We start from the raw sequence: 22,193 nt of genomic DNA on the forward strand, positions 1-22,193 counted from the left end.
CGTCGTCATCAATCGCGGCGTGGGGCGCGCACGCGTTTTCCCGCGCGCTGTTGCACCGGCGCCGCAAGCGATCGGGCGCGAGGGCGCCGCTCAGGCGGCGGCCTCGTCCTCGAGCCCGAATTCCTTGAGCTTGCGGTAGAGCGTCGAGCGCCCGATCCCGAGGCGTCGCGAGACCTCGGACATGTGCCCGCGATAATGCCTGAGCGCGAAGCGGATGATCTCGAGCTCGAGCGCCTCCAGCGTGCGCGCCTGCCCGTCCTCGTCGAGGAGGGGCAGTGCGCTCGGGTCCTTCACCTCGACGTGGACGACCTCCCGCACCGGCGCCTGCGCGGTGCCGGTCTCGGCGAAGACGGGGGCCGGGGGGATGCGCACGTCGTAGCCGGCGACCTGGGCGGCGATCTGCGGGAACTCGTCCACCCCGAGCTGGTCGCCGTCGCACAGCACCACCGCGCGGAAGATCGCGTTCTCGAGCTGTCGCACGTTGCCCGGCCAGTCGTAGCGGGTCAGCAGCTCCATCGCCGCGGGTGCGACGCCACGCACGCGCTTGCCCTCCTCCGCCGCCACCCGCGCCACGAAGGAGCGCACGAGGTCGGGGATGTCCTCGCGGCGCGCCCGCAGGGGCGGCAGCGTCATCGGGAAGACGTTGAGGCGGTAGTACAGGTCCTCGCGGAACCTGCCCTGCTTGACGAGCTCTAGCAGGCTCTTGTTCGTCGCCGAGACGAGCCGGATGTCGACGCGCACGGAGCGCTTCGCGCCCACCGGATCGACCTCGCCCTCCTGGATGGCGCGCAAGAGCTTCACCTGCGCGTCGAGGGGCAGCTCGCCGATCTCGTCGAGGAAGAGCGTGCCCCCGCTGGCCTCCACGAACTTGCCCAGATGCCGCTCGGTGGCGCCGGTGAAGGCACCCTTCTCGTGGCCGAAGAGGGTCGATTCGACCAGGCTCTCGGGGATCGCCCCGCAGTTCACGGTGACGAACGGCTTGCCGCGCCGGTCGCCCGAGCCCTGGATGGCGCGCGCCAGCACCTCCTTGCCGACCCCCGATTCGCCCTCGATCAGCACGGGGATGGTCGACTTCGCGGCACGCTCGGCGAGGCGAATCACCCGCAGCATGTCCGGCGAGCGCGAGGCGAGGTCCTTGAAGCTCAGCGTGCCCTCGGCGCGGCGCTTCATGCGCCGGATCTCGTCCTCGAGCTGGTCGACCCGCAGCGCGTTGGTGAGCGAGACCTGCAGGCGCTCGGCGCCCACGGGCTTGACCACGAAGTCGATCGCGCCGGCGCGCATCGCCTGCACCACGGTCTCGATCGAGCCGTGGGCGGTCTGGACGATCACCGGCGCGTCGAGGCCGGCCTCGCGCATGGCGGCGAGCAGACCCATGCCGTCGAGATCGGGCATGACGAGGTCGAGCACGACGGCGCCGATCCCCGGCTCGGCGCGCAGCGTCTCCAGCGCCTGCGCCCCGCTCTCGGCGACGCGCACCTCGTACCCGAACCGCCGCACCATCGCCTCGAGCAGGCGCCGCTGCACGGGGTCGTCGTCCACGATCAGGATCGTCGAGGTCATTACAGGGCACCTGGATGTGGGCTGGCTCGGGGGATGTGTCGTTTCGGGGCACCTTGGGGCCAAGGGGTTAAGAGGGTGTTGACGCGGCGGCGCATGGTCGTGGACGGCAGCGGCGCCGTGACGCCCGGGGTCGCTCGACGGCGACGGTTGCGCCCGCGCGCCGAGCGGCCAATATGACGGCTCGCGCGTTGCCACCGTTTCCGACGAGGACCCCTCCCGCATGACCATCGATCGCTCGACCGTCCGCACGCTCCCCCGCGCCCCGAAGGCCGCCGCCGGGGGCGCCGCCGGGACGACCGACTTCGGCGCGCTGCCCGAATGGGACCTCACGCATCTCTACCCGGCGATGGACTCCCCCGAACTCGCCCGCGACATGGCCGCGGCCAAGGACGAGTGCGCCGCCTTCGCGCAGGCCTATCGCGGCAGGCTCGCCGGGATCGCGGCCGGGGAGGGGGCGGGGCAGGCGCTGTTCGAGGCCGTCGCCCGCTACGACCGGCTGGAGGACCTGCTCGGCCGGCTGATGTCCTACGCCGGCCTCGTCTATGCCGGCGACACGACGGACCCGAAGCGGGCGAAGTTCTACGGGGACACGCAGGAGCGGCTGACCGCCGCGACCGCGCAGCTCCTGTTCTTCCCCCTCGAGCTCAACCGGCTCGACGACGCGCGGGTCGACGCGCTCGTCGCGCAGGCGCCGCTGTCGCACTACGGGCCCTGGCTCGAGGACCTGCGCAAGGACAAGCCCTTCCAGCTCGAGGACCGGATCGAGGAGCTGTTCCACGAGAAGTCCGTGACCGGCCGCGGCGCCTGGAACCGTCTGTTCGACGAGACCATCGCCGCCCTCCGATTCACGGTTCGCGGCGAGGAGCTGCCGATCGAGCCGACCCTCAACAAGCTCCAGGACCGCGACGAGACCGTGCGCCGCGACGCGGCGGCGGCACTGGCCGCCACCTTCCGCGAGAACCTGCGCACCTTCACGCTGATCACGAACACCCTCGCCAAGGACAAGGAGATCTCGGATCGCTGGCGCGGCTTCACGGATGTCGCCGACCAGCGCCACCTCGCCAACCGCGTCGAGCGCGAGACGGTGGAGGCGCTCGTCGCGGCCGTGCGCGAGGGCTACCCGCGGCTGTCGCACCGCTACTATGCGCTCAAGGCCAAGTGGTTCGGCAAGCCGGCGCTGGAGTTCTGGGACCGCAACGCGCCGCTTCCCAGTGTCGAGCAGCGCACGATCCGCTGGGAGGACGCCCGCGCCACCGTGCTCGACGCCTATGCCGGCTTCTCGCCCAGGATGGCGGACATCGCGAGGCGCTTCTTCGACGAGGGCTGGATCGACGCGCCGACGCGGCCGGGCAAGGCGCCGGGCGCCTTCGCGCATCCCACGGTCCCCTCGGCGCACCCCTACGTCCTGCTCAACTACCAGGGCAAGCCGCGCGACGTGATGACGCTCGCCCACGAGCTCGGCCACGGCGTCCACCAGGTGCTCGCCGCGCCCCAGGGCGCGCTGATGGCGCAGACGCCGCTGACGCTCGCCGAGACCGCGAGCGTCTTCGGCGAGATGCTCACCTTCCGCCGCCTGCTCGACCAGACGACGAAGCCGGCCGAGCGCCGCGCCATGCTCGCCGCCAAGGTCGAGGACATGATCAACACGGTCGTGCGCCAGATCGCGTTCTACGAGTTCGAGCGCAAGGTCCACGTCGCGCGCCGCGAGGGCGAGCTGACGACCGAGGACCTGAACGCCGCATGGATGTCGGTGCAGGCGGATTCGCTCGGGCCGGCGATCCGGCTCTCGGAAGGGTACGAGACCTACTGGGCCTACATCCCCCACTTCGTCCACTCGCCGTTCTACGTCTACGCCTACGCCTTCGGCGACTGCCTGGTGAACTCGCTCTACGGCGTCTACGAGAACGCGTCGGACGGCTTCGTCGACCGCTATTTCGAGCTCCTCGCGGCGGGTGGCACGAAGCACTACGGCGCGCTCCTCGAGCCCTTCGGTCTCGACGCGACGACGCCGGAATTCTGGAAGATCGGCCTGTCGATGATCGAGCGGCTGATCGGCGAGCTCGAGGCGATGGAGGAGGGCTGACGCGGGGGAGGTGCGGGCGCTCAGGCGCCGCCTCGGCCGTCGAGCTCCTCGCGCAGCATCTCGAGCTCGAGCCAGCGCTCCTCGCTCTGCGCGAGCTTCGCCTGGGCGTTGCCCATCAGCGTGGTCAGCTTCTCGAAGCGGGCCGGATCGCGGGCGTAGAGGTCCGGGTCGTCGAGGGCGCCCTGGAGCTTGGCGATGTCGCGCTCCAGCGCGGCCATGAGCCTCGGCAGCGTCTCGAGCTGGTGCTTCTCGCTGCCCGACAGCTTGCGCTTCTTCTCCCGCGGGGCGGCGGTCTCGGCTCCGCCCTCCGGCGCATGCTCGGGCGAATCCTCGGGCGCGCGCTCCTTCACGGAAGCCGTCCTGGGCGCCGGCGAGACCGTGCGTGGGCCTATGCCGTGCCCCCGCTGGGCGACCATGTCCGAGTAGCCGCCGGCATACTCGACGAAGCGCCCGTCGCCCTCCGCCACCAGGGTCGAGGTCACGACCCGGTCGAGGAAGTCGCGGTCGTGGCTGATCAGGATCAGCGTGCCGGCATAGTCCGCGATCAGCTCCTCGAGCAGGTCGAGGGTCTCGAGGTCGAGGTCGTTCGTCGGCTCGTCGAGGACGAGCAGGTTAGAGGGCTGCGCCAGCGCCCGCGCCAGCATCAGCCGCCCGCGCTCTCCGCCGGAGAGCACGCGCAGGGGGGTGCGCACCTGCTCGGGCGAGAACAGGAAGTCCTTCATCCAGCTCGCCACGTGCTTGGGCTGCCCGCCGACCATCACGTAGTCGCCGCGCCCGCCGGTCATCGCCTCGGCGAGCGTCCAGTTCGGGTCGAGGCTCTCGCGGCGCTGGTCGAGGGTGACCATCTCGAGCGTGGCGCCGAGCGTCACCGACCCCGCGTCGGGCGCGAGCGCGCCGGTCAGCATGTTCAGCAGCGTCGTCTTGCCCGCCCCGTTGGGGCCGACGATGCCCAGCCGGTCGCCCCGCGCGATGCGGATCGAGACGTCCTTCACCACGTCGCGGCCGCCATAGGCCTTGGAGACGCCCTTCGCCTCGATCACGATCTTCGAGGAGGTCTCGCCTTCGGACGCCGTCATCTGCACCTGGCCGACGGCGCGGCGCTCCTCGCGCAGCCGCCGGCGCATGTCCTGGAGGAGACCGACGCGGCGCATGTTGCGCTTGCGCCGCGCGGTGACGCCGTAGCGCATCCAGTCCTCTTCCGCCGCGATCTTGCGGGCGAGCTTCTGCCGGTCGCGCGCCTCCTCCTCCAGCACGGAGTCGCGCCAGGCCTCGAAGCCGGAGAAGCCCTCCTCCATGCGCCGGGTGACGCCCCGGTCGAGCCAGACGGTGGCCTTCGACAGCGTCTCGAGGAAGCGCCGGTCGTGGCTGATCAGCACCAGCGCCCCGCGCAGCGCCTTCAACTCGGTCTCCAGCCATTCGATGGCGGGCAGGTCGAGGTGGTTCGTCGGCTCGTCGAGGAGCAGGATGTCGGGGGAGGGGGCGAGCGTGCGGGCGAGCGCCGCGCGGCGCGATTCGCCTCCCGACAGGCTCGCGGTGGGCTCCTCGCCGCCGAGGCCGAGCTCCTCCAGCAGATACCGTGCGCGATAGGGGTCGTCGCCCTCCGCGAGGCCGGCCTCGACGTAGCCGAGCACGGTCTCGAAGCCCGAGAAGTCCGGTTCCTGGGGCAGGTAGCGGATCGTGGCGCCCGGCTGCACGAAGCGCCGCCCCGCGTCCGCCTCGATCAGCCCCGCCGCGATCTTCAGGAGGGTCGACTTGCCCGACCCGTTGCGCCCGACGAGCGCCACGCGCTCGCCGGCCGCGACGGACAGCTCCGCCTTCGTGATCAGCGGCGTGCCGCCGAAGGTGAGGGCGACGTCTTGGAGGGTGAGCAGGGGAGGGAGCGCCATTGGCGGGATGTATGGGGTTTTGCGGCGTGGGTGAAGGGGGCACCTGTGGACGAGGACCCCGTGCCGCCGACGGACGCCGCGCCCGTCTCCCTGCCCATCTCCCACCCCGACCCCGACCGGAAGACCCTCTACGACGCCATCGCCGGCGGGCGCATGCGCGAGGGCCGACGCTCGGCGCGGCCGGACTCAGCCGCGGCCCGCGGCGATCTCGCGCTCGCGGAAGACGAGGGGGCGCGCCGTCGGGCGGCCGGTCTTGCGGCGGGTGAGGAAGCGCGGCCGGCGGCCCGAGAGGAGCCCGTGGCGGCGGCGCTGGCGGACCTCGCCGAGCGCCAGCGGCCCGATCTGCGGGTAGGGCGCGCTCAGGCTGCCGTCGGGGTTCTGGATCATCAGCGGCAGGCCGCTCTCCTGGCCGAGCCGGCGCCACACGGCGACGATCTCTTCCTCGTCGAAGCGGCCGAGCACGGTCGCGATCTCGCCCGTGCGGGCGATCGCCGCGATCTCGAAGGCCGGCGCGCCGGCGTGCTCGTCCGCGCCGCGCTCGGCGATGCGCATGGCGAGCCCCGCGAGCCGGCCCGGGGGCACGCACAGGCCCAGCGTGTCGCAGGCGCTCTCGTCCCCGTCGTGGAGGCCGGAGCCGTCCAGGTGGACGGCTCCGGCACCGTGTGATCTGTCCGCCATCATGCTCGACGCCCTGTCAGCGTTGGGTGGCCGGCGGCTTGTTCTTGGATGATCGCCGCTCGTTCCATGAGCCGATCATGCGGATGCTTCGCGTTCGGGGGCTTAAGCTTTTCGGTTAAAAGACGCTCAATCCCGGCGATGCTGAACGAATGCTTGCGGCGTTTGTGGAAAAGCGCGGCATCGACGCCGCCACGCTGGTCGCGGCGCTTGCGCCGGCCCCCCGTGGTCCCTACCTTCGTCCGGAGCGGACGTGCCGTCGCGGCCGCCGCGGACGAGACCCCGATGCCCCTTTCCCCACAGACCCGCGCCGATCTCGCCTCCGCGCTGGAGGAGGCCGCCCGCGAGGCGGGCGACATCGCCCGCGGCTGGTTCCGCGAAGGCGACAAGACCACCGCGCGGGTCTGGAACAAGGCCGGCGGCTCGCCGGTGACCGAGGCGGACGTCTCCGTCGACGCCTTCCTCAAGGTGCGGCTCTCGCAGATCCTTCCCGAGGCCGGCTGGCTCTCCGAGGAGACCCGCGACGATCCGGCGCGCCTCGACAGCCGCCTCGTCTGGATCGTCGACCCGATCGACGGCACCCGCGCCTTTCTCAACGGCATTCCGGACTGGTCGGTGGCGATCGCGCTCCTCGTCGACGGCGTGCCGACGCTGGGCGTGGTGCACGCCCCGGCGCGGGAGGGCTTCTACGAGGCGCAGGCCGGCGCCGGCGCGCGGCTCAACGGCACGCCGATCGCGACGGGGACCCGACAGGCGCTCGCGGGTGCGAACGTCGCGGGTCCCAAGACCATGGTCGACGCGCTCGCCCGCCGCAGCGGCCCCTTCGGCGCCGTCACCAAGGTGCCCTCCCTCGCCCTGCGGATCGCCCGGGTCGCGTCCGGCGAGCACGACCTCGCCCTCGTGACCGCCAATGCGCGCGATTGGGATCTCGCCGCCGCCGACCTCGTTCTCGCCGAGGCGGGGGGAACGCTGTCGGATTCCGCGGGCGCCGCGCCGCTCTACAATCGGCCGGAGCCGGTGCACGGGGTCCTCGTCGCGGCCTCGCGCGCCTTGCATCCGCGCCTCGTTGAGGCCATGACGAGCGACGATACCGACGGGCGGCGGCCCGCCGCCGCGGGCTGAGCCCGCGATCGCGGCACGCCCCGTGCTTCCCGACGACCGCGAGGCCCCGTTCCCGAGCGCAACGAGAGCAGCATGACCGAGATCGACACCCGCGCACCCACGCCCGCCCAGGCCGCGTCGCAGAGCGCCGCCGGCAAGGACGCGCAGCTCCTCCACCTGGTCTTCGGCGGCGAGCTGGACGCCCCCGAGCACGTCCGCTTCCGCGACCTCGACGGGCTCGACATCGTCGGCATCTACCCCGACTATGCGACGGCCTTCGCCGCCTGGAAGGGGAAGGCACAGGCGACCGTCGACAACGCGCACATGCGCTACTTCATCGTCCATCTGCATCGCCTGCTCGAGCCGCCGGTCGGCTGAACGACGGGCGGGCCGGGAAAAGTCACGGGCATGTCCCTCCTCAAGCGCATCGGCAGGCATCCGCGTGTCCAAGCCGCGGCGGGCTTCGCCTTCGCGCGCTATCTCGGGCTCGTGCGCCTGACCAACCGCTTCACGATGGACCCGCCGGACGCGCACGCGCGCGTCGGGCCGTTGATGCCCGTCATCGCGGCGATGTGGCACGGCCAGCACTTCCTGGTGCACCTCGCCAGGCGGCCGCAGGACCCGACCGCCTGCCTCGTCTCGCGCTCCGGCGACGGCGAACTGAACGCGATCGCGCTCGAGCATCTGGGCGTGCGGCCGATTCGCGGCTCGGGCGATCGTGGGCGCGGGCGGGTGCGCGAGAAGGGCGGCGCGCAGGCCATGCGCGCCATGCTGCGCGCGCTCGCGGGCGGCGAGAGCGTGGTGATGACCGCCGACGTTCCGAAGATCGCGCGCCGGGCGGGCGAGGGCATCGTCACCCTGGCGCGGCTCTCGGGCCGGCCGATCGTCCCCGTCGCGGTGGTGACGAGCCGGCGCAAGGTCTTCGACAGCTGGGACCGCGCGGCGCTCGGCCTCCCCTTCGGGCGCGGGGCCATCGTCATCGGCGACCCCGTCTACGTGGCGCGCGACGCCGGGCCGGATGCGATCGAGGCCGCGCGGCGCGCCGTGGAGGCGGGCCTCGACGGAGTCCACGCCCGCGCCTACGCGCTGATCGGTGCGGCGGACCCGGGCGGCGCGTTGCGCGCGGAGCCCTCGGGAGGCGGCGCATGAAGCGAGGCTCTCCGCTGCTGGCGGGTTACCGCCTGGGCGTGTCGCTGCTGACGCCCGCGGCCGCGGGGCTGCTGCTGTGGCGGCGCGGCAAGGGCAAGGAGGACCCCGAGCGCCTCGGCGAGCGGCGCGGCCATCCCGGTCGCTCGCGGCCCGAAGGCCCGCTCGCCTGGCTCCACGGCGCCTCGATCGGCGAGACGCTGGCGATCCTCCCCCTCGTCGAGCGGCTGACGCGCCGCGGCGTCGCCGTCCTCGTGACCTCGGGCACGCGGACCTCGGCGCAGCTCGTGGCGCGGCGCCTGCCGCCGGGCGCGATCCATCAGTTCGTGCCCCTCGACGTGCCGCTCTACGTCAAGCGCTTCCTCGACCATTGGCGGCCCGATCTCGCGCTCTTCGCCGAATCGGAGCTGTGGCCGAACTTCGTCCATGCGCTCGATCGGCGCGGCATCCCCCTCGTCCTGGTCAACGGGCGGCTCTCCGAGCGCTCCTTCCGGCGCTGGATGCGTGCGCCGAAGGCGGCGGAGGCGATCCTGTCGCGCTTCGCCTTCTGCCTCGCGCAGACGCAGGCGGACGCGGAGCGCCTGGCGCGGCTCGGCGCGCCGCGGGTCGCGGTTGCGGGGAACCTCAAGTTCGATTCGCCCGCGCCGCCCGCGGATCCGCGCACGGTGGCGAGCCTCCAGGCGCTCACCGCCGGGCGTCCGATCTGGATGGCGGCCTCGACGCATCCGGGCGAGGAGGAGATGGCGATCGCGGTGCACCGCGCGCTGTCCAAGCGCTACCCGAGCCTCCTGACCATCGTGGCGCCGCGCCATCCCGACCGCGGTCCGGACATCGCGGCGACGGCGCTCGAATCGGGCCTCGTCGCCGTGCGGCGGGCGGACGGGATGCAGCCGGACCGGTCGGTGGATCTCTACGTCGCCGACACGATCGGCGAGCTCGGCCTGTTCTATCGCCTCGCGCCGGTCGTGTTCATGGGCGGCTCGCTCGTGCCGCACGGGGGGCAGAACCCGATCGAGCCGGCGAAGCTCGGCGCGGCGATCCTGCACGGAACGCACGTGCACAACTTCACCGACGTGTACGCCGCAATCGACCGCGCCCGCGGCGCGCTGCCGGTCGAGGACGCGCGCGCGCTCGCGGCGGCGCTGGTCCAGCTCCTGTCGGACCCGGGGCGCATGCGCACGATGGGGCGCGCCGGCACGGCGGCGGTCGATGCCCTCGGCGGGGCGCTGGAGCGCACGATTCGGGCGATCGACCCGTTCCTCGTCGATCTGCGCGCGGGCGCGTCCGGCTGATGCGGGCGCCGGGCTTCTGGACGGCGGGCACGCCGAGCCTCCCCGCCCGCCTGCTGGCGCCCGCCGGCGCCCTGTACGGTGCCGTCGCCGCCCGGCGGATGGCGCGGGACGGTGCGCGCGCGGGCCTCCTTGTGATCTGCGTGGGCAACTTCACCGCGGGCGGCGCCGGCAAGACGCCGACCGCCGTGGCCCTCGCCGCCCTCCTCGTCGAGAACGGCTTCTCGCCGGCCTTCCTGACGCGCGGGCACGGCGGGCGGGCGCGCGCGCCGCTCCTCGTCGATCCCGCCCGCCACGACCATCGCGCGGTGGGCGACGAGGCGTTGCTCCTCGCCCGCGCCCGGCCGACGATCGTCTCGCCGGACCGCGTCGTCGGCGCCGCGATGGCCGCCGAGGCGGGGGCCGACGCGATCGTCATGGACGACGGCCTGCAGAATCCCGCGCTCGCCAAGGACCTCGCCTTCGCCGTCGTGGACGGCGAGACCGGAGTCGGCAACGGGCTGTGCCTGCCCGCGGGGCCGCTGCGCGCGCCGCTCGCCGCGCAATGGCCGCGGGTCGACGCGCTCGTGCTGATGGGTCGCGGCGCGGCCGGTGCACGGCTGGCGGAGGAGGCCCGCGCACGTGGCAAGCCCGTCTTCCAGGCGCGACTCGCTCCGGACCCGGTGGTGGGCGAGCGGCTCGACGGTGCGCGCGTCCTCGCCTTCGCCGGGATAGGCCGGCCGGAGAAGTTCTTCCGAACGCTCGAGGATTGCGGCGCGAGCGTCGTCGAGCGCGTCGCCCTTCCCGACCACCATGTCTACCGCCGCGGCGAGGCGGAGGCGCTCCTCGACCATGCCCGCGCCCGCGGGCTGGTGCCGATCACGACCGAGAAGGACGCGGCTCGCCTCCCGGCGCTGGAGGGGCTCCTCGCGCTGCCGGTCGCGGCGCGGTTCGAGGACGTCGAGGGCGTACGGGCGCTGCTCGCCGCGCGCCTGCGCGTCGCGACGTCGGTCTAGCCCTCCGCCGGGGGGGCGTTCTTCGCGTAGCCGAGACGCACCAGCGCCGCCTGAGGGCTCGCGTAGGCTTCCTGGCGCGGGACGCTCCAGTAGCGCAGCCGCTCGAGCGGGATCGCCTCTCCGGTCACGCCGCAGCGCACGAAGGTACCGGGCTTCACCACGCGGAAGCTCGAATCCAGGTACTCGACCTCCGCCTCGCCGCCCGGCCGCTCGATCTTGTTCATCGCGTCATCCGTTCCGCGGGCGGGGGGGCCCGCCGCTCCTCGGAGCAATAGCGGAAACCCGGGTGCGGGTTCAACTCGGCGCCGCAGGCGGGCGGACTACCTCCCGCCACCCTCCAGCATCCGCGAGAGCACCTTGGCCGTGTAGTCGACCATCGGCACGATGCGCGCGTAGTTGAGCCGCGTCGGGCCGATGACGCCGAGCACGCCGACGATCTTCTGCCCGCCGTCGCGGAAGGGCGCGGCGACGAGGGAGGAGCCCGACAGCGAGAACAGCTTGTTCTCCGAGCCGATGAAGATGCGCACGCCCTCGCCCGCCTCGGCGCGGCCGAGCAGGTCGATCACGTCGGTCTGGGTCTCGAGGTCCTCGAACAGGAGACGGATGCGCTCCAGGTCCTCGAGCGCCTGCAGGTCGGCGAGCAGGTTCGCCTGGCCGCGCACGATCAGGTGGCGCTCGACGGCGCCCTCCGTGGGCAGCGCCACGCCCGCCTCGATCAGCCGGGCGGTGAGCGCGTCGAGCTCGCGCTCCATCGCCTCGCGCAGGGCGCGGGTCTCGTCGCGGACCTCCGCGAGCGTCTTGCCGCGGATGCGCGCGTTGAGGAAGTTCGCGGCCTCGGTCAGGGCCGAGGCCGGCAGGCCCGGGGGCAGGTCGAGCAGGCGGTTCTCGACCGAGCCGTCCTCCGAGACCAGGACGACGAGGGCGCGGGCGGGGTCGAGGCGCACGAACTCGATGTGCTTGAGCCGCGGGTCCTGCTTCGAGGTGACGACGACGCCCGCCCCGCGCGAGAGGCCCGAGAGCATGGCGGAGGCTTCCGCGAGCGCGCTCTCGAAGTCGCGCGCCTGCGCGGCCGCGCGCATCTGCGCCTCGATGTTGCCGCGCTCCTCGAGCGAGAGGTCGCCGAGTTCGAGCATGGCGTCGACGAAGAAGCGCAGGCCCGTCTCCGTCGGCAGCCGCCCGGCGGAGGTGTGCGGCGCGAAGATCAGGCCGGCCTGCTCGAGGTCGGCCATCACGTTGCGCACGGAGGCCGGCGAGAGCGGCGCGTGGAGAAGCTTGGAGATGTTGCGCGAGCCCACCGGCTCGCCGGTGGCGAGGTAGCTCTCGACGATCTGCCGGAAGATCTCGCGCGAGCGCTCGTTGAGTTCGGTCAGCGCCTGCGCCTGGCCGGGAGGACGGCCGACGAGGTCGGCGCGGGATGGGCTCTCGCCTGTCATCGCGAGTGATCTTGCATCTGATCGTGCATGGTGTCGGTCATGCACGATTATGTGACCCGCCCCTCGCCCATGCGCAAGCGGCGGATCGGCGCGGTCGCGTCAGTTCGAGGCGCGCCGTGCCACCCCACCGCCGTCGATCGACACCCGCGAGGCCTCGATGATGCTCATGCCGATCTGCGTGCGCACCTCGATTCGCATCGGCAGCAGCACGCCCCCCGCGTCCACCGGGGCGAGCCAGACCGCCATGTCGCGGTTGTCCTCCATGAAGCGCACGGCCTCCTTGCCCTGGCGATGGCCCGAGACGGCGCGGAAGCGCGCCGTGCAGATCAGCACGGGGCCGGAATAGCCCGGCTTGTCGAGGTCGCGCGTGCCGCCGTAGCTCAGCACGATGTCGAAGCGCGAGGCGCCGTCGAACACCGGCAGGGTGCGCTCGCACTGGCCCGGGTCGGTCGGCGCGAGTCGCCCGCGCGCGGGGAAGAGAAAGGCGCTCACCGGGTCGACCACGCCGCGGCGATGGGCGGAGCGCACCGGCACCCGGTCGGGGTGCTCGGGGAGCGGGGGCAGGATCTCGACCGCCGAGACCGCGCCGCCGGAGAGGCCCATGCGCACGGTCCGGCTCGCGCGGCTCGACGCCGAATTCACCGCGAAGCTCGCGGGCGTCACCCGCTCGCCGTCGACGCGGCCCGTCGCGGTGGCCGCCCCGCGCCCGTCGGTGATCAGGCCCGCGAGCCCGACCAGGCGGGCCTGGACGGAAATCTCGTAGCGTCGCCCGTCGGAGGCGGACGTGACGTCCGCCTCGCCGATGGGAAATCCCGCGAGCCAGATGCCGTAGGTGGCGTCGAAGGACGAGCCGCTCGCGGCGGCCCCGCCCGGTGACGCGGCGAGGGCCGCCCCGAAGGCGGCGGCGAGCAGGGCTTGTGCGAGGCGGCGCGCGCGCATGGCGTTTCCTTGGGTCCCGTCGGGTCCCGTCGGCGCCGGGAGCCGGCGCACGACGTCGTCGTGAGAGGCTCCCCGGCGAATCGGGCGTTGTCGAGGCGATCTCGACCATCGAGCCGGAAGGTTAACGCTCTCCTATCCTTGACGCGCCGGGGGCTTTGCGCCTATAGGCTCCAACCTTCCAGGGACACCGGTGTCCGGTCGCCCCGCATCGGCGCGCGTCGCGCGCGGGAGCGTGGGGGAGAGACGCGGCCGCACCTCATCGACGATAGGACGTAAGAGATCATGTCGCGCCGTTGCGAACTGACCGGCAAGGCCGTTCTGACCGGCCACCTCGTGAGCCACTCGAACCGCAAGACGAAGCGCCGCTTCCTGCCCAACCTCGTCAACGTGACGCTCCAGTCCGACGCGCTGGGCCGCTCGGTGCGCATGCGCATCTCGGCCGCCGCGCTGCGCACGGTCGAGCATCGCGGCGGGCTCGACGCCTTCCTCGCCAAGGCGAAGGACGTGGAGCTGTCGCAGACGGCGCTCGGCGTGAAGCGCGAGATCGCGAAGAAGCAGATGGCGGACGCCGCCGCCGGCTGACCCGCGGCCCACGTTCCATCTCTCGCCGAGACGACATCGACGGGCGGCCTCGCGGTCGCCCTTCGCCGTTTCCAGCATCCGAAGGCCCGCCCATGTCCGCCCTGCGCAGCGACGACCGCAGCCCGATGCTCCTCGCCGTCGCGGCGATGGCGCTCGTGGTGGTCGCCTCGAACATCCTCGTGCAGCACCCGATCCAGGCCTTCGGCCTGCAGGACTGGCTGACCTGGGGCGCCTTCACCTATCCCTTCGCCTTCCTGGTGACCGACCTCGCCAACCGCCGCTTCGGCCCCGCCGGCGCACGCCGGGTGGTCTATGCCGGCTTCGCGCTGGCGGTGGCGCTGTCGATCTATTTCGCGACGCCGCGGATCGCGATCGCGTCGGGCGTCGCCTTCCTCTCGGCCCAGCTCCTCGACGTGGCGATCTTCAACGGGCTGCGCGCAAAGGCCTGGTGGATCGCGCCGCTCACCTCCTCGGTGCTGGCATCGGCGCTCGACACGGCGATCTTCTTCTCCCTCGCCTTCCATTGCGGGCCCGTCCTCGGCGACACGACGATCACCGGGATGCTCGGCGTCGTCGGTATCGCCGACGACTGCATCGCGCTGCCCTGGCAGACGCTGGCGCTCGCCGACTGGACGGTGAAGCTCGCCGTCGCCGCGGTCGCGCTCGTGCCCTACGGCGCGCTCGTCTCGCGCATGCGCCGGTGGGAGGACGTCCACGGCGCGGCGTGAGGCGCCACCTCCCCACTGGTCCCCGCGGGGAGGAAGCAGCGCGGGCGTTCACCCCACCGTCGGCCAGGCCCGCTGCGGCCCGCGCAGGCGCTCGAACGCCGCCGCGGCGCGCAGCACGGCCGTGTCCGCGAAGCGCGCGCCGGCGATCTGGAGGCCGATGGGCAGGCCGCTCGCCGTGTAGCCGCAGTTCACCGAGATCGCCGGCTGCTCGGACATGTTGAAGCCCACCGTGAAGCCGATGTGCTCGAAGGGGCGCCGCCAGTCGTTGGTCGGCGAGGCCCAGTCCGCCGGGTAGGTCGGCATCGGGGCCGTCGGCGAGATCACGAGGTCGTAGGGCGCGCTGGCGGAAAGCGTCGCCTTGCGCATGGCGTCGATCTGCGAGAAGCCGCGATAGACCGCCTCGCCCGACAGCTCCGCGCCGCTCTGCGCCCAGGCGTGGATGTAGGGCAGGATCGCCGCGCGCTTCTCCTCCGGCAGGCCGGCGATGTCCGCCCACGCCCGAGCGCGCCAGAAGCGGTCGAGGCCGTCGAGCATCTCGCGGGTCAGGAACGGCCCCGCCTCCTCGACGATCGCTCCCGCCTCGGCGAGGGCGGACGCGGCCCGCTCCACCGCCGCGCGCACCTCCGGCTCCACCGCGGCGCCCACCCCGCAATCCAGCACCAGGCCGATCCGCAGGCCCGCCACGCCGTGGTCGAGGTCGAGCCAGGGCAGGTCCGCCGGCGGCAGGCACATGGCGTCGCGCACGTCCGGGCGCGCGAGGACGCTCATGTAGAGGGCGGTGTCGGCGACCGTGCGGGTCATCGGCCCGGCGACGCGGCCGAGGAAGGGCGGGTCGATCGGCACGCGCCCGAAGCTCGGCTTGAAGCCGACGACGCCGCACCAGCCCGCAGGCAGACGGATCGAGCCGCCGATGTCGGTGCCGATGTGGAGCGGCCCGTAGCCCGCCGCCGCCGCGGCGCCGGCACCGGCCGACGAGCCTCCGGGGTTCAGGTCCGTGTTCCAGGGGTTGCGCGCGAGCGCGTGGAAGCTCGACAGGCCCGACGACAGCATGCCGTAGTCCGGCATGGTGGTCCGCGCCAGGATCACGCCGCCCGCCTCCCGGGTGCGCGCCGCCGGCGGCGCGTCGACGGCGGAGGGCACGATGTCGCGTGCGGCGGTGCCGAGCGGCATGCCGAGCCCCTTGGTCGCGATGTTCTCCTTGATCGTGACGGGCACGCCGTCGATCGGCCCCGCCGGCTCGCCCCTGGCCCAGCGCGACTCGGACGCCTTCGCCGCCTCCCGCGCCGCCTGCGGGTCGAAGGCCCAGAGCGCGTGCAGGGTGGGCTCCGACGCCTCGATGCGCGCGATCACGGCGTCGGTCACCTCGACGGGGGACAGGCGCTTTCCCTCGTAGGCGGCGACGAGGTCGCAGGCCGAGAGGTCGGCGAGGTCGGTGGCGGCGGCGGCGGTCATCGGAGCTCGTCCTTCTGGGTGGGTCGTCCGGTCGCCCGCGCCCGTCCTCCCGCGCGGGCGCGGCGATGGCGGCCCGGGACGGCGTCGAGGAGCGTGCGGGTGTAGTCGTGGGCGGGCGCGTCGAAGACGGCGTCGGTCGCCCCCTCCTCCACGATCCGGCCGGCCTGCATGACGCAGACCCGGTCCGTGATCACGCGCACGACCGAGAGGTCGTGGCTGATGAAGAGGTAGGCGAGGCCCAGCTCCTCCTGCAGGTCCATCATCAGGTTGAGCACCTGCGCCTGCACCGAGACGTCGAGCGCCGAGACCGGCTCGTCGCAGACGATCAGCGCGGGGCGGGTGACCAGCGCCCGCGCGATGGCGATGCGCTGGCGCTGGCCGCCGGAGAACTCGTGCGGGTACTTCTCCGCGGCGGATGCGGGCAGGCCCACCTGGTCGAGCGCCTCGCGCACGCGCCGCTCCCGCGCCGCGCCGTCGACGCCGTGCTCGAGCGAGCGGATCGGCTCGGCGACGATGCGACCCACGGAATGGCGCGGGTCGAGCGAGCCGTAGGGATCCTGGAAGATGGCCTGGAAGTGCCGGCGCTCGGCCCGCAGCTCGCCGCGCGAGAGCGCGAAGAGGTCGCGCCCGCGAAAGCGCACGCTGCCCTCCTGCGGCGTCTCCAGCGCCATGACGGTGCGCGCCAGCGTGGACTTGCCGCAGCCCGATTCGCCGACGATGCCGAGGCTCTCGCCGGGTCGGAGCGTCAGGCTCACCCCGTGGAGCGCGGTGAAGGTCGGTGCCGGCTCGAGCAGCGTGCGCCGGGGAAGGCGGTAGCGGCGCACGAGGTCGCGCACCTCGACGAGGGGCGCCGTCTCCTCGATCTCGCCGATGGCGGGGACGGTCATCGCGCGGCCTCCGGGGCCGCATGCCCGACGTCCGGCGCCGCCGCCGGCGGGTGCGGATGCAGGCACGCGGCGGCGTGGTCCGCGCGGTCGGGCCCGCCGAGCGGAACGAGCGGCGGCGGCGCCGCGCGGCAATCGTCCTGCGCGCGCGGGCAACGCGGGGCGAAAGCGCAGCCCGGCGGGCGATGGCGCGGATCGGGCACCTGGCCCGGGATCGCGGCGAGGCGGCGTTTGCGCCCGCTCGCGTCGCGCGCGCTGGTCAGGAGCGCCGAGCGCGGCGAGGCGGCGAAGAGCCCGCGGGTGTAGGGATGCGCCATGTGGGCGAACACGTCGTCCGTGCGCCCGCTCTCCACGACGCGCCCGGCATACATCACCATCATCCGCTCGCAGGTCTCCTCCACGACGCCGAGATCGTGGGTGATCAGGACGAGGGCCATGCCCATCTCGGCGACGAGATCCTCCAGCAGGTCGAGGATCTGCGCCTGGATCGTCACGTCGAGCGCCGTGGTCGGCTCGTCGGCGATGAGCACGTCGGGCCCACAGGCGAGCGCGATGGCGATGACCACGCGCTGGCGCTGCCCGCCCGAGAGCTGGTGCGGATAGAGGTCCAGCGAGAAGCGCGGGCCGGGCAGCCCGACGCGGTCGAGCAGCGCCCGGGCGCGCTCGGCGGCCTGCGCCTTCGAGAGGCGCAGGTGCAGGATCACGCTCTCGGCGATCTGCGCGCCGATGGTCTTCACCGGGTTGAGCGCCGTCATCGGCTCCTGGAAGACCATGGCGATCCGCCGCCCGCGGATCGCCTGCATCTCGCGCTCGGCGGCCGCCAGCAGGTCGCGCCCGTCGAGGCGGATCGCGCCCGACGCCCGTGCCGCGCCGGGCAGGAGCCCCATGATGGCGAGCGCCGTCATCGACTTGCCGCAGCCCGATTCGCCGACGATGCCGAGCTTCTCGCCCCGGTCGAGGGCGAGGTCGACGCCCTCCAGGATCGGTGCCGCGCCGGCGAGCGCGGGGATTTCGACGCGCAGGTTCTCGATCTCGAGGAGCCGGCTCATCGCGCACGCCTCACCTTGGGGTCCAGCGCGTCGCGCAGGCCGTCCCCGAGCAGGTTGAGGCCGAGAACCGCGATCGTGATGGCGAGGCCGGGAAAGATGGCGAGCCAGGGTGCGGAATAGATGTAGGTCTGCGCGTCGAACAGCATCTTGCCCCAGGACGGCTGCGGCGGCTGCACGCCGAGGCCCACGTAGGAGAGCCCCGCCTCGGCGACGATGGCGAGCGCGAATTGGATCGTCGCCTGCACCACGAGCACCGCCGTGCAGTTCGGCAGCACGTGCTCGATGGTGATGGCGAGATCGCTCTTGCCGGCGCAGCGCGCGGCGAGCACGAAGTCGCGCTTCCACAGCCCGAGCGCGGCGCCGCGGGTGAGGCGCGCGAAGACGGGGATGTTGAAGATGCCGATCGCCACGATCGCGTTCACCGCGCCCGGCCCGGCGAGCGCGGTGATGATGACGGCGGTCAGGAGGGCCGGGAAGGCGAAGGCGAGATCCGTCGAGCGCATGACGACGTCGTCGACGAGCCCGCCCCGCGCGGCGGCGAGCGCGCCGAGCGGCACCCCGATGCCGGCGCCGACCAGCACCGCGACCACCGCCACGACGATGGAGACCTGCGCGCCCGCCATGATCTGCGAGAGCACGTCGCGCCCGAAGAAGTCGGTGCCCAGCGGATGGGCGAGCGAGGGGGGCTTCAGCTTGTTCAGGATGTTCAGCGCCGTCGGCTCCCAGGGCGTCCAGACGAGCGAGAGGAGCGCCATGCCGACGAAGATCGCGGTGACGACGAGGCCCACGACGAGGCTCGGGCTCGCCGCCGGGACGAGCCGCGCGCGGGGTTTCCGAATCGCGCCGCTCATCGCGCGCCTCCCCGCGAGAGCCGCGGATCGAGGGCGGCGTAGGCGAGATCGACCACGAAGTTCACGACGATGACCGAGACGGCGAGCAGGGTGACGAGGCTCTGCACCGTGACGAGGTCGCGCTGGGCGATGGCCTGGAACACGAGGCGCCCGAGGCCCGGCAGCGTGAAGACGTTCTCGATGATGATCGTCCCCGCGAGCAGGAAGGAGAATTGCAGGCCCATGATGGTGACGACGGGAATGAGCGCGTTGGGCACCGCGTGGCGCCAAAGCGCCGCCTCGCCCGAGAGGCCCTTGGCCCGCGCCGTGCGGATGAAGTCCTCGCCCAGCGTCTCGATGACGGCGGAGCGCGTCACCCGCGCGAGGATCGCCGCCTGCGGCAGCGCCAGCGCGAAGGCGGGCAGGATCAGCGCCTCGAGCCCGGCGACGAGCCCCGCCTCCCAGCCGGGGAAGCCCGAGGCCGGCAGCCAGCCGAGCGTCAGCGAGAACAGGATGACGAGCATGAGCCCCAGCCAGAAGTTCGGCACCGCGACGCCCACCTGTGCCACGCCCATCGTCGCGATATCCCCGGTGCGCCCGCGCCGCGAGGCGGCGTAGACGCCGACGGGAATCGCGATCAGCGTGGAGAGGACGAGGGCGAGCACCGCGAGCGGCAGGCTCACCGCGACGCGCTGGGCCACCAGATCGGCGACGGGGACGGAGTACGTGTAGCTCGTGCCGAGATCGCCGACGAGGAAGCCGCCGATCCACTCCAGGTAGCGCCACGCGACCGGCTGATCGAGCCCCATCTCGGCCCTCAGCGCGGCGAGCGTGTCGGGCCGCGCGCCGGTGCCGAGGATGATCGCGGCCGGATCGCCGGGCAGCACGGCCATGGCGACGAACACGACGAGGCTCGCCGCGAAGGCGGTGAGCACGAGCGCGATCGTGCGGCCGAGGAGATAGCGGGGCACGGGGTGTCGATCCTCTCCAAGGATGTCATCCCGGACGCCGAAGGCGATCCGGGACCCCAACAGAACCGCAGGTGCCCGATGGAGCGGCGTGCCGACGTCGCGGCCACCGAGCGCCTGCATCGGCCTCACGTGGACGGACGCGCTCCCGCGCGCCCTGAGCCGAGCGGCACGTGTTCCGGGTCACGGCCTTGCTTCGCAATCCGCGATCACGTGCGGCGCCCTCCGAGGACTGCCGATCGGCATCACTGCGTCCAGCGCGCCTCGGTGACGTCGTTCGCCGGGATCGGCTGGTTGGTCCACAGGCCTTCCAGGCCCGCGCGCCAGACGCCGATCTTCGGCAGCACGTAGAGGAATACCGCCGGCTGGTCCTCCGAGAGGATGCGCTGGAGCTCGCCGGCGATCGCGGCCTGCTCGTCCGGATCTGTGGCGGCGAGGTAGCGCTGGTAGGTCTCCTTGTACTCCGCGCTGTCGTAGTTGAAGTAGTAGTCGTCGCGGGCGAAGATATCGAGATCGCGCGGCTCGGTGTGCGCGATGATCGTCGCATCGAAATCGTAGCCGCGGAAGACCTGCTCCAGCCACTGCGCCCACTCGATCGGCACGAGATCGACGTTCAGGCCGACCTGCTGGAGGTAGGCCGCGGCCACCTCGCCGCCACGCCGCGCGTAGGCCGGCGGCGGCAGGTGGATCGTGATCGAGGCGCCAGCCGCGCCGGCCTCCTCGAGCAGCGCGCGGGCGCGCTCGGGATCGAAGGGATAGGCGTCGGCGAGGTCGACATAGCCCGGGCTCGCCGGCGTCGAGAACGAGCCGATCGGCGTGCCGAGCCCGTTCTGCACGGCGTCCACCATGGCGTTCTTGTCGATGGCGTGGGCGAGCGCCCGGCGCACGCGCACATCGTCGAAGGGCGCGCGGGAGTTGTTGAGGGAGAGGATCACCTCGCCCTGCGTGGCGCCGATCGCCACCGTGAAGCGGTCGTCGTTCTCGAACTGGGCCAGCGCCTCCGGCGCGGGGAAGTTCGGAAAGGCGTCGAGATCGCCGGCGAGCATCGCCGCCGTGGCGGCGGAGGGGTCGGAGATGAAGCGGACGACGAGGGTCTCGATCGCGGGCGCGTCGCCCCAGTAGCCGTCGTAGCGCGTCATCTCCACCCGGTCGCCCTGCACCCAGCGCGCGAAGCGGTAGGGACCGGTGCCGATCGGGGTCGTCTTGTTGGTCTCGGCCGTGCCCGGCGCCACCATCACGGCGTCGCCCCAGGCCATGTTGAACAGGAAGCGCGAGGACGGCTGGCTCAGGGTCACCACCGCCGTGTTGGGATCGGGGCACTCGGTCGAGGCGATCGGCTCGAACAGCCCCTTCTGCGCGTTCGTCGACTCGGGCGCCACCGCCCGCTCGTAGGAGAACTGCACGATCGCGCAGTCGAACGGCGTGCCGTCGTGGAAGGTGACGCCCTCGCGCAGATCGAACGTGTAGACGAGCCCGTCCTCGGAGATGTCCCAGCTCTCCGCCAGCGCCGGTACCACCGAGCCGTCGCCGGCGATCCGGACGAGGCCCTCGAAAATGTTGGCGTAGGTCACCTCGCGGATCGCCGCGGCGGCGCCGGCGGTCGGGTCGAGCATCGGCGGCTCGAGCTGCATGCCGAGCCGCAGCGTATCGCGATCCTGCGCCGGCGCGCCGCCGGCGCCGAGCGCCAGCAGGCTCGCGGCGAGGGCGAGGGTGTTGAGACGCGAGGAACGCATCGGCCGATCTCCTTCCCGAGTTCGTTTGCCCGTTTTCGTCGGCCGGCAAGGGGCCGGCTGTGGCGGCGATCCGCCGAGGCTGCATCGACAATGCCCGAACCGCGGCCGTTCAAGCTAGCCGTCCGGCTCGTGCAGCCGCGCCCGATCATCCTGCGCGTCGCGCCACGGACGTCAATCGGGCGCTCCCCTCACGGATACAGCCGCTCCCGTGTCCAGCCCCCTCCCTCCACCGGCGTGAACACCACCCGATCGTGGAGGCGGAACGGGCGGTCGGCCCAGAACTCGATGCGCATGGGCAGGATGCGGAAGCCCGTCCAGTGCGGCGGGCGGGGGATCTCGCCCACCGCGTACCGCGCCGCGTTGGTCGCCACCGCCTTCTCCAGCGCGAATCGGCTCTCGAGCGGGCGCGACTGGCGGCTCGCCCAGGCGCCGATACGGCTCTGGCGCGGTCGCGAGGCGAAGTAGGCGTCCGCCTCCGCATCGGTCACCCGCTCGACGGCGCCGCGCACGCGCACCTGCCGGCGCAGGCTCTTCCAGTGCAGGCACAGCGCCGCCTGCGGGTTGGCGGCGAGCTCCTGCCCCTTCTGCGACTCGGTGTTCGTGTAGAACACGAAGCCGCGCGCGTCCCACCCCTTGAGGAGCACCATGCGCACGTTGGGCAGGCCGCTCGCGTCCGCGGTGGCGAGCGCGATGGCGTTGGGGTCCTCCGGCTCGGAGGCCGTCGCCTCGGAGAACCAGGTCTCGAACAGGGCGTAGGGCTCTTCCGTCTGCGTGAAGTCACCAGCCGTTAACTCGTCCACGGTTCACTCTCCAAGCCAGGAGCATCGTTCCGGCGGGCCGTCGCGGCCGCCTGGGGAACG

At 72.8% G+C, this 22,193-nt stretch carries 21 protein-coding genes; 8 read left to right on the forward strand and 13 right to left on the reverse strand.

The features are described 5' to 3' along the window. Positions 1-90 precede the first annotated feature (90 nt). Positions 91-1,560 carry a sigma-54-dependent transcriptional regulator gene (locus tag AB9M23_RS17860; RefSeq protein WP_372425936.1) on the reverse strand — a complete coding sequence of 490 codons (1,470 nt, stop codon included), beginning with the start codon at positions 1,558-1,560 and terminating at the stop codon, positions 91-93. 220 nt (positions 1,561-1,780) lie between these two features. Between AB9M23_RS17860 and AB9M23_RS17865 the strand changes: the two genes are divergently transcribed. Then, on the forward strand, positions 1,781-3,643 hold the full coding sequence (locus AB9M23_RS17865; protein ID WP_372425937.1) for a M3 family oligoendopeptidase: 1,863 nt from the start codon (positions 1,781-1,783) through the stop codon (positions 3,641-3,643). Between the two features lie 20 nt (positions 3,644-3,663). Here the strand turns inward: AB9M23_RS17865 and AB9M23_RS17870 are convergent, their stop codons facing one another. Next, entirely contained in the window at positions 3,664-5,529 is a 1,866-nt protein-coding gene (locus AB9M23_RS17870) for an ABC-F family ATP-binding cassette domain-containing protein (RefSeq protein WP_372425938.1), read from the reverse strand. Positions 5,530-5,715: 186 nt separating this feature from the next. Then, positions 5,716-6,207 (reverse strand): DUF6101 family protein, encoded by a 492-nt coding sequence (locus AB9M23_RS17875; RefSeq protein WP_372425939.1) that lies wholly within the window; start codon positions 6,205-6,207, stop codon positions 5,716-5,718. 282 nt (positions 6,208-6,489) lie between these two features. On the opposite strand from AB9M23_RS17875, the gene AB9M23_RS17880 reads away from it, so the two are divergent. From AB9M23_RS17880 to lpxK, 5 genes are all read left to right on the forward strand, one after another. Then, positions 6,490-7,326 (forward strand): 3'(2'),5'-bisphosphate nucleotidase CysQ, encoded by an 837-nt coding sequence (locus AB9M23_RS17880; protein WP_372425941.1) that lies wholly within the window; start codon positions 6,490-6,492, stop codon positions 7,324-7,326. 72 nt (positions 7,327-7,398) lie between these two features. Then, complete coding sequence (locus AB9M23_RS17885) at positions 7,399-7,683, forward strand: DUF4170 domain-containing protein (RefSeq protein ID WP_372425942.1); 285 nt, start codon at positions 7,399-7,401, stop codon at positions 7,681-7,683. A 30-nt stretch (positions 7,684-7,713) separates the two neighbouring features. Next, positions 7,714-8,454 (forward strand): lysophospholipid acyltransferase family protein, encoded by a 741-nt coding sequence (locus AB9M23_RS17890; protein ID WP_372425943.1) that lies wholly within the window; start codon positions 7,714-7,716, stop codon positions 8,452-8,454. After that, positions 8,451-9,743 carry a 3-deoxy-D-manno-octulosonic acid transferase gene (locus AB9M23_RS17895; RefSeq protein WP_372425944.1) on the forward strand — a complete coding sequence of 431 codons (1,293 nt, stop codon included), beginning with the start codon at positions 8,451-8,453 and terminating at the stop codon, positions 9,741-9,743. The genes AB9M23_RS17890 and AB9M23_RS17895 overlap by 4 nt, the downstream gene beginning before the upstream one ends. Then, entirely contained in the window at positions 9,743-10,735 is a 993-nt protein-coding gene (gene lpxK / locus AB9M23_RS17900; protein WP_372425945.1) for a tetraacyldisaccharide 4'-kinase, read from the forward strand. The genes AB9M23_RS17895 and lpxK overlap by 1 nt, the downstream gene beginning before the upstream one ends. Here lpxK and AB9M23_RS17905 read toward each other — a convergent pair. The 3 genes from AB9M23_RS17905 to AB9M23_RS17915 all read right to left on the reverse strand — a co-directional run bounded on the left by AB9M23_RS17905 (position 10,732) and on the right by AB9M23_RS17915 (position 13,107). Further along, positions 10,732-10,959, reverse strand: coding sequence for a DUF2093 domain-containing protein (locus tag AB9M23_RS17905; protein ID WP_372425946.1), 228 nt, complete (start codon positions 10,957-10,959; stop codon positions 10,732-10,734). The genes lpxK and AB9M23_RS17905 overlap by 4 nt on opposite strands. Before the next feature lie 96 nt (positions 10,960-11,055). Continuing rightward, positions 11,056-12,168 (reverse strand): heat-inducible transcriptional repressor HrcA, encoded by a 1,113-nt coding sequence (hrcA, locus tag AB9M23_RS17910; protein WP_372425947.1) that lies wholly within the window; start codon positions 12,166-12,168, stop codon positions 11,056-11,058. A gap of 99 nt (positions 12,169-12,267) precedes the next feature. Next, a complete protein-coding gene (locus AB9M23_RS17915) occupies positions 12,268-13,107 on the reverse strand; it encodes a DUF3108 domain-containing protein (protein ID WP_372425948.1) in 840 nt (279 codons plus the stop codon). A gap of 282 nt (positions 13,108-13,389) precedes the next feature. On the opposite strand from AB9M23_RS17915, the gene rpmB reads away from it, so the two are divergent. After that, positions 13,390-13,689, forward strand: a complete 300-nt coding sequence (rpmB, locus tag AB9M23_RS17920; protein ID WP_372425949.1) for a 50S ribosomal protein L28 — start codon at positions 13,390-13,392, stop codon at positions 13,687-13,689. A 92-nt stretch (positions 13,690-13,781) separates the two neighbouring features. Continuing rightward, on the forward strand, positions 13,782-14,417 hold the full coding sequence (locus AB9M23_RS17925; protein WP_372425950.1) for a queuosine precursor transporter: 636 nt from the start codon (positions 13,782-13,784) through the stop codon (positions 14,415-14,417). Positions 14,418-14,465: 48 nt separating this feature from the next. Here the strand turns inward: AB9M23_RS17925 and AB9M23_RS17930 are convergent, their stop codons facing one another. The 7 genes from AB9M23_RS17930 to pdxH form a co-directional block, all read right to left on the reverse strand. Next, positions 14,466-15,869, reverse strand: coding sequence for an amidase (locus AB9M23_RS17930; protein ID WP_372425951.1), 1,404 nt, complete (start codon positions 15,867-15,869; stop codon positions 14,466-14,468). Further along, positions 15,866-16,756 carry an ATP-binding cassette domain-containing protein gene (locus AB9M23_RS17935; protein WP_372425952.1) on the reverse strand — a complete coding sequence of 297 codons (891 nt, stop codon included), beginning with the start codon at positions 16,754-16,756 and terminating at the stop codon, positions 15,866-15,868. Before AB9M23_RS17935 ends, AB9M23_RS17930 begins: the two co-directional genes overlap by 4 nt. Then, on the reverse strand, positions 16,753-17,802 hold the full coding sequence (locus tag AB9M23_RS17940; protein ID WP_372425953.1) for an ABC transporter ATP-binding protein: 1,050 nt from the start codon (positions 17,800-17,802) through the stop codon (positions 16,753-16,755). The genes AB9M23_RS17935 and AB9M23_RS17940 overlap by 4 nt, the downstream gene beginning before the upstream one ends. Continuing rightward, on the reverse strand, positions 17,799-18,653 hold the full coding sequence (locus tag AB9M23_RS17945) for an ABC transporter permease (protein ID WP_372425954.1): 855 nt from the start codon (positions 18,651-18,653) through the stop codon (positions 17,799-17,801). The genes AB9M23_RS17940 and AB9M23_RS17945 overlap by 4 nt, the downstream gene beginning before the upstream one ends. Continuing rightward, positions 18,650-19,603 carry an ABC transporter permease gene (locus AB9M23_RS17950; protein ID WP_372425955.1) on the reverse strand — a complete coding sequence of 318 codons (954 nt, stop codon included), beginning with the start codon at positions 19,601-19,603 and terminating at the stop codon, positions 18,650-18,652. The genes AB9M23_RS17945 and AB9M23_RS17950 overlap by 4 nt, the downstream gene beginning before the upstream one ends. A 242-nt stretch (positions 19,604-19,845) precedes the next feature. After that, positions 19,846-21,333, reverse strand: coding sequence for an ABC transporter substrate-binding protein (locus AB9M23_RS17955; RefSeq protein ID WP_372425956.1), 1,488 nt, complete (start codon positions 21,331-21,333; stop codon positions 19,846-19,848). Positions 21,334-21,521: 188 nt separating this feature from the next. Then, entirely contained in the window at positions 21,522-22,133 is a 612-nt protein-coding gene (pdxH, locus tag AB9M23_RS17960; protein ID WP_372425957.1) for a pyridoxamine 5'-phosphate oxidase, read from the reverse strand. Between the last annotated feature and the right edge of the window lie 60 nt (positions 22,134-22,193).

Source organism: Salinarimonas chemoclinalis, assembly GCF_041514305.1.
Taxonomy (GTDB): domain Bacteria; phylum Pseudomonadota; class Alphaproteobacteria; order Rhizobiales; family Beijerinckiaceae; genus Salinarimonas; species Salinarimonas chemoclinalis.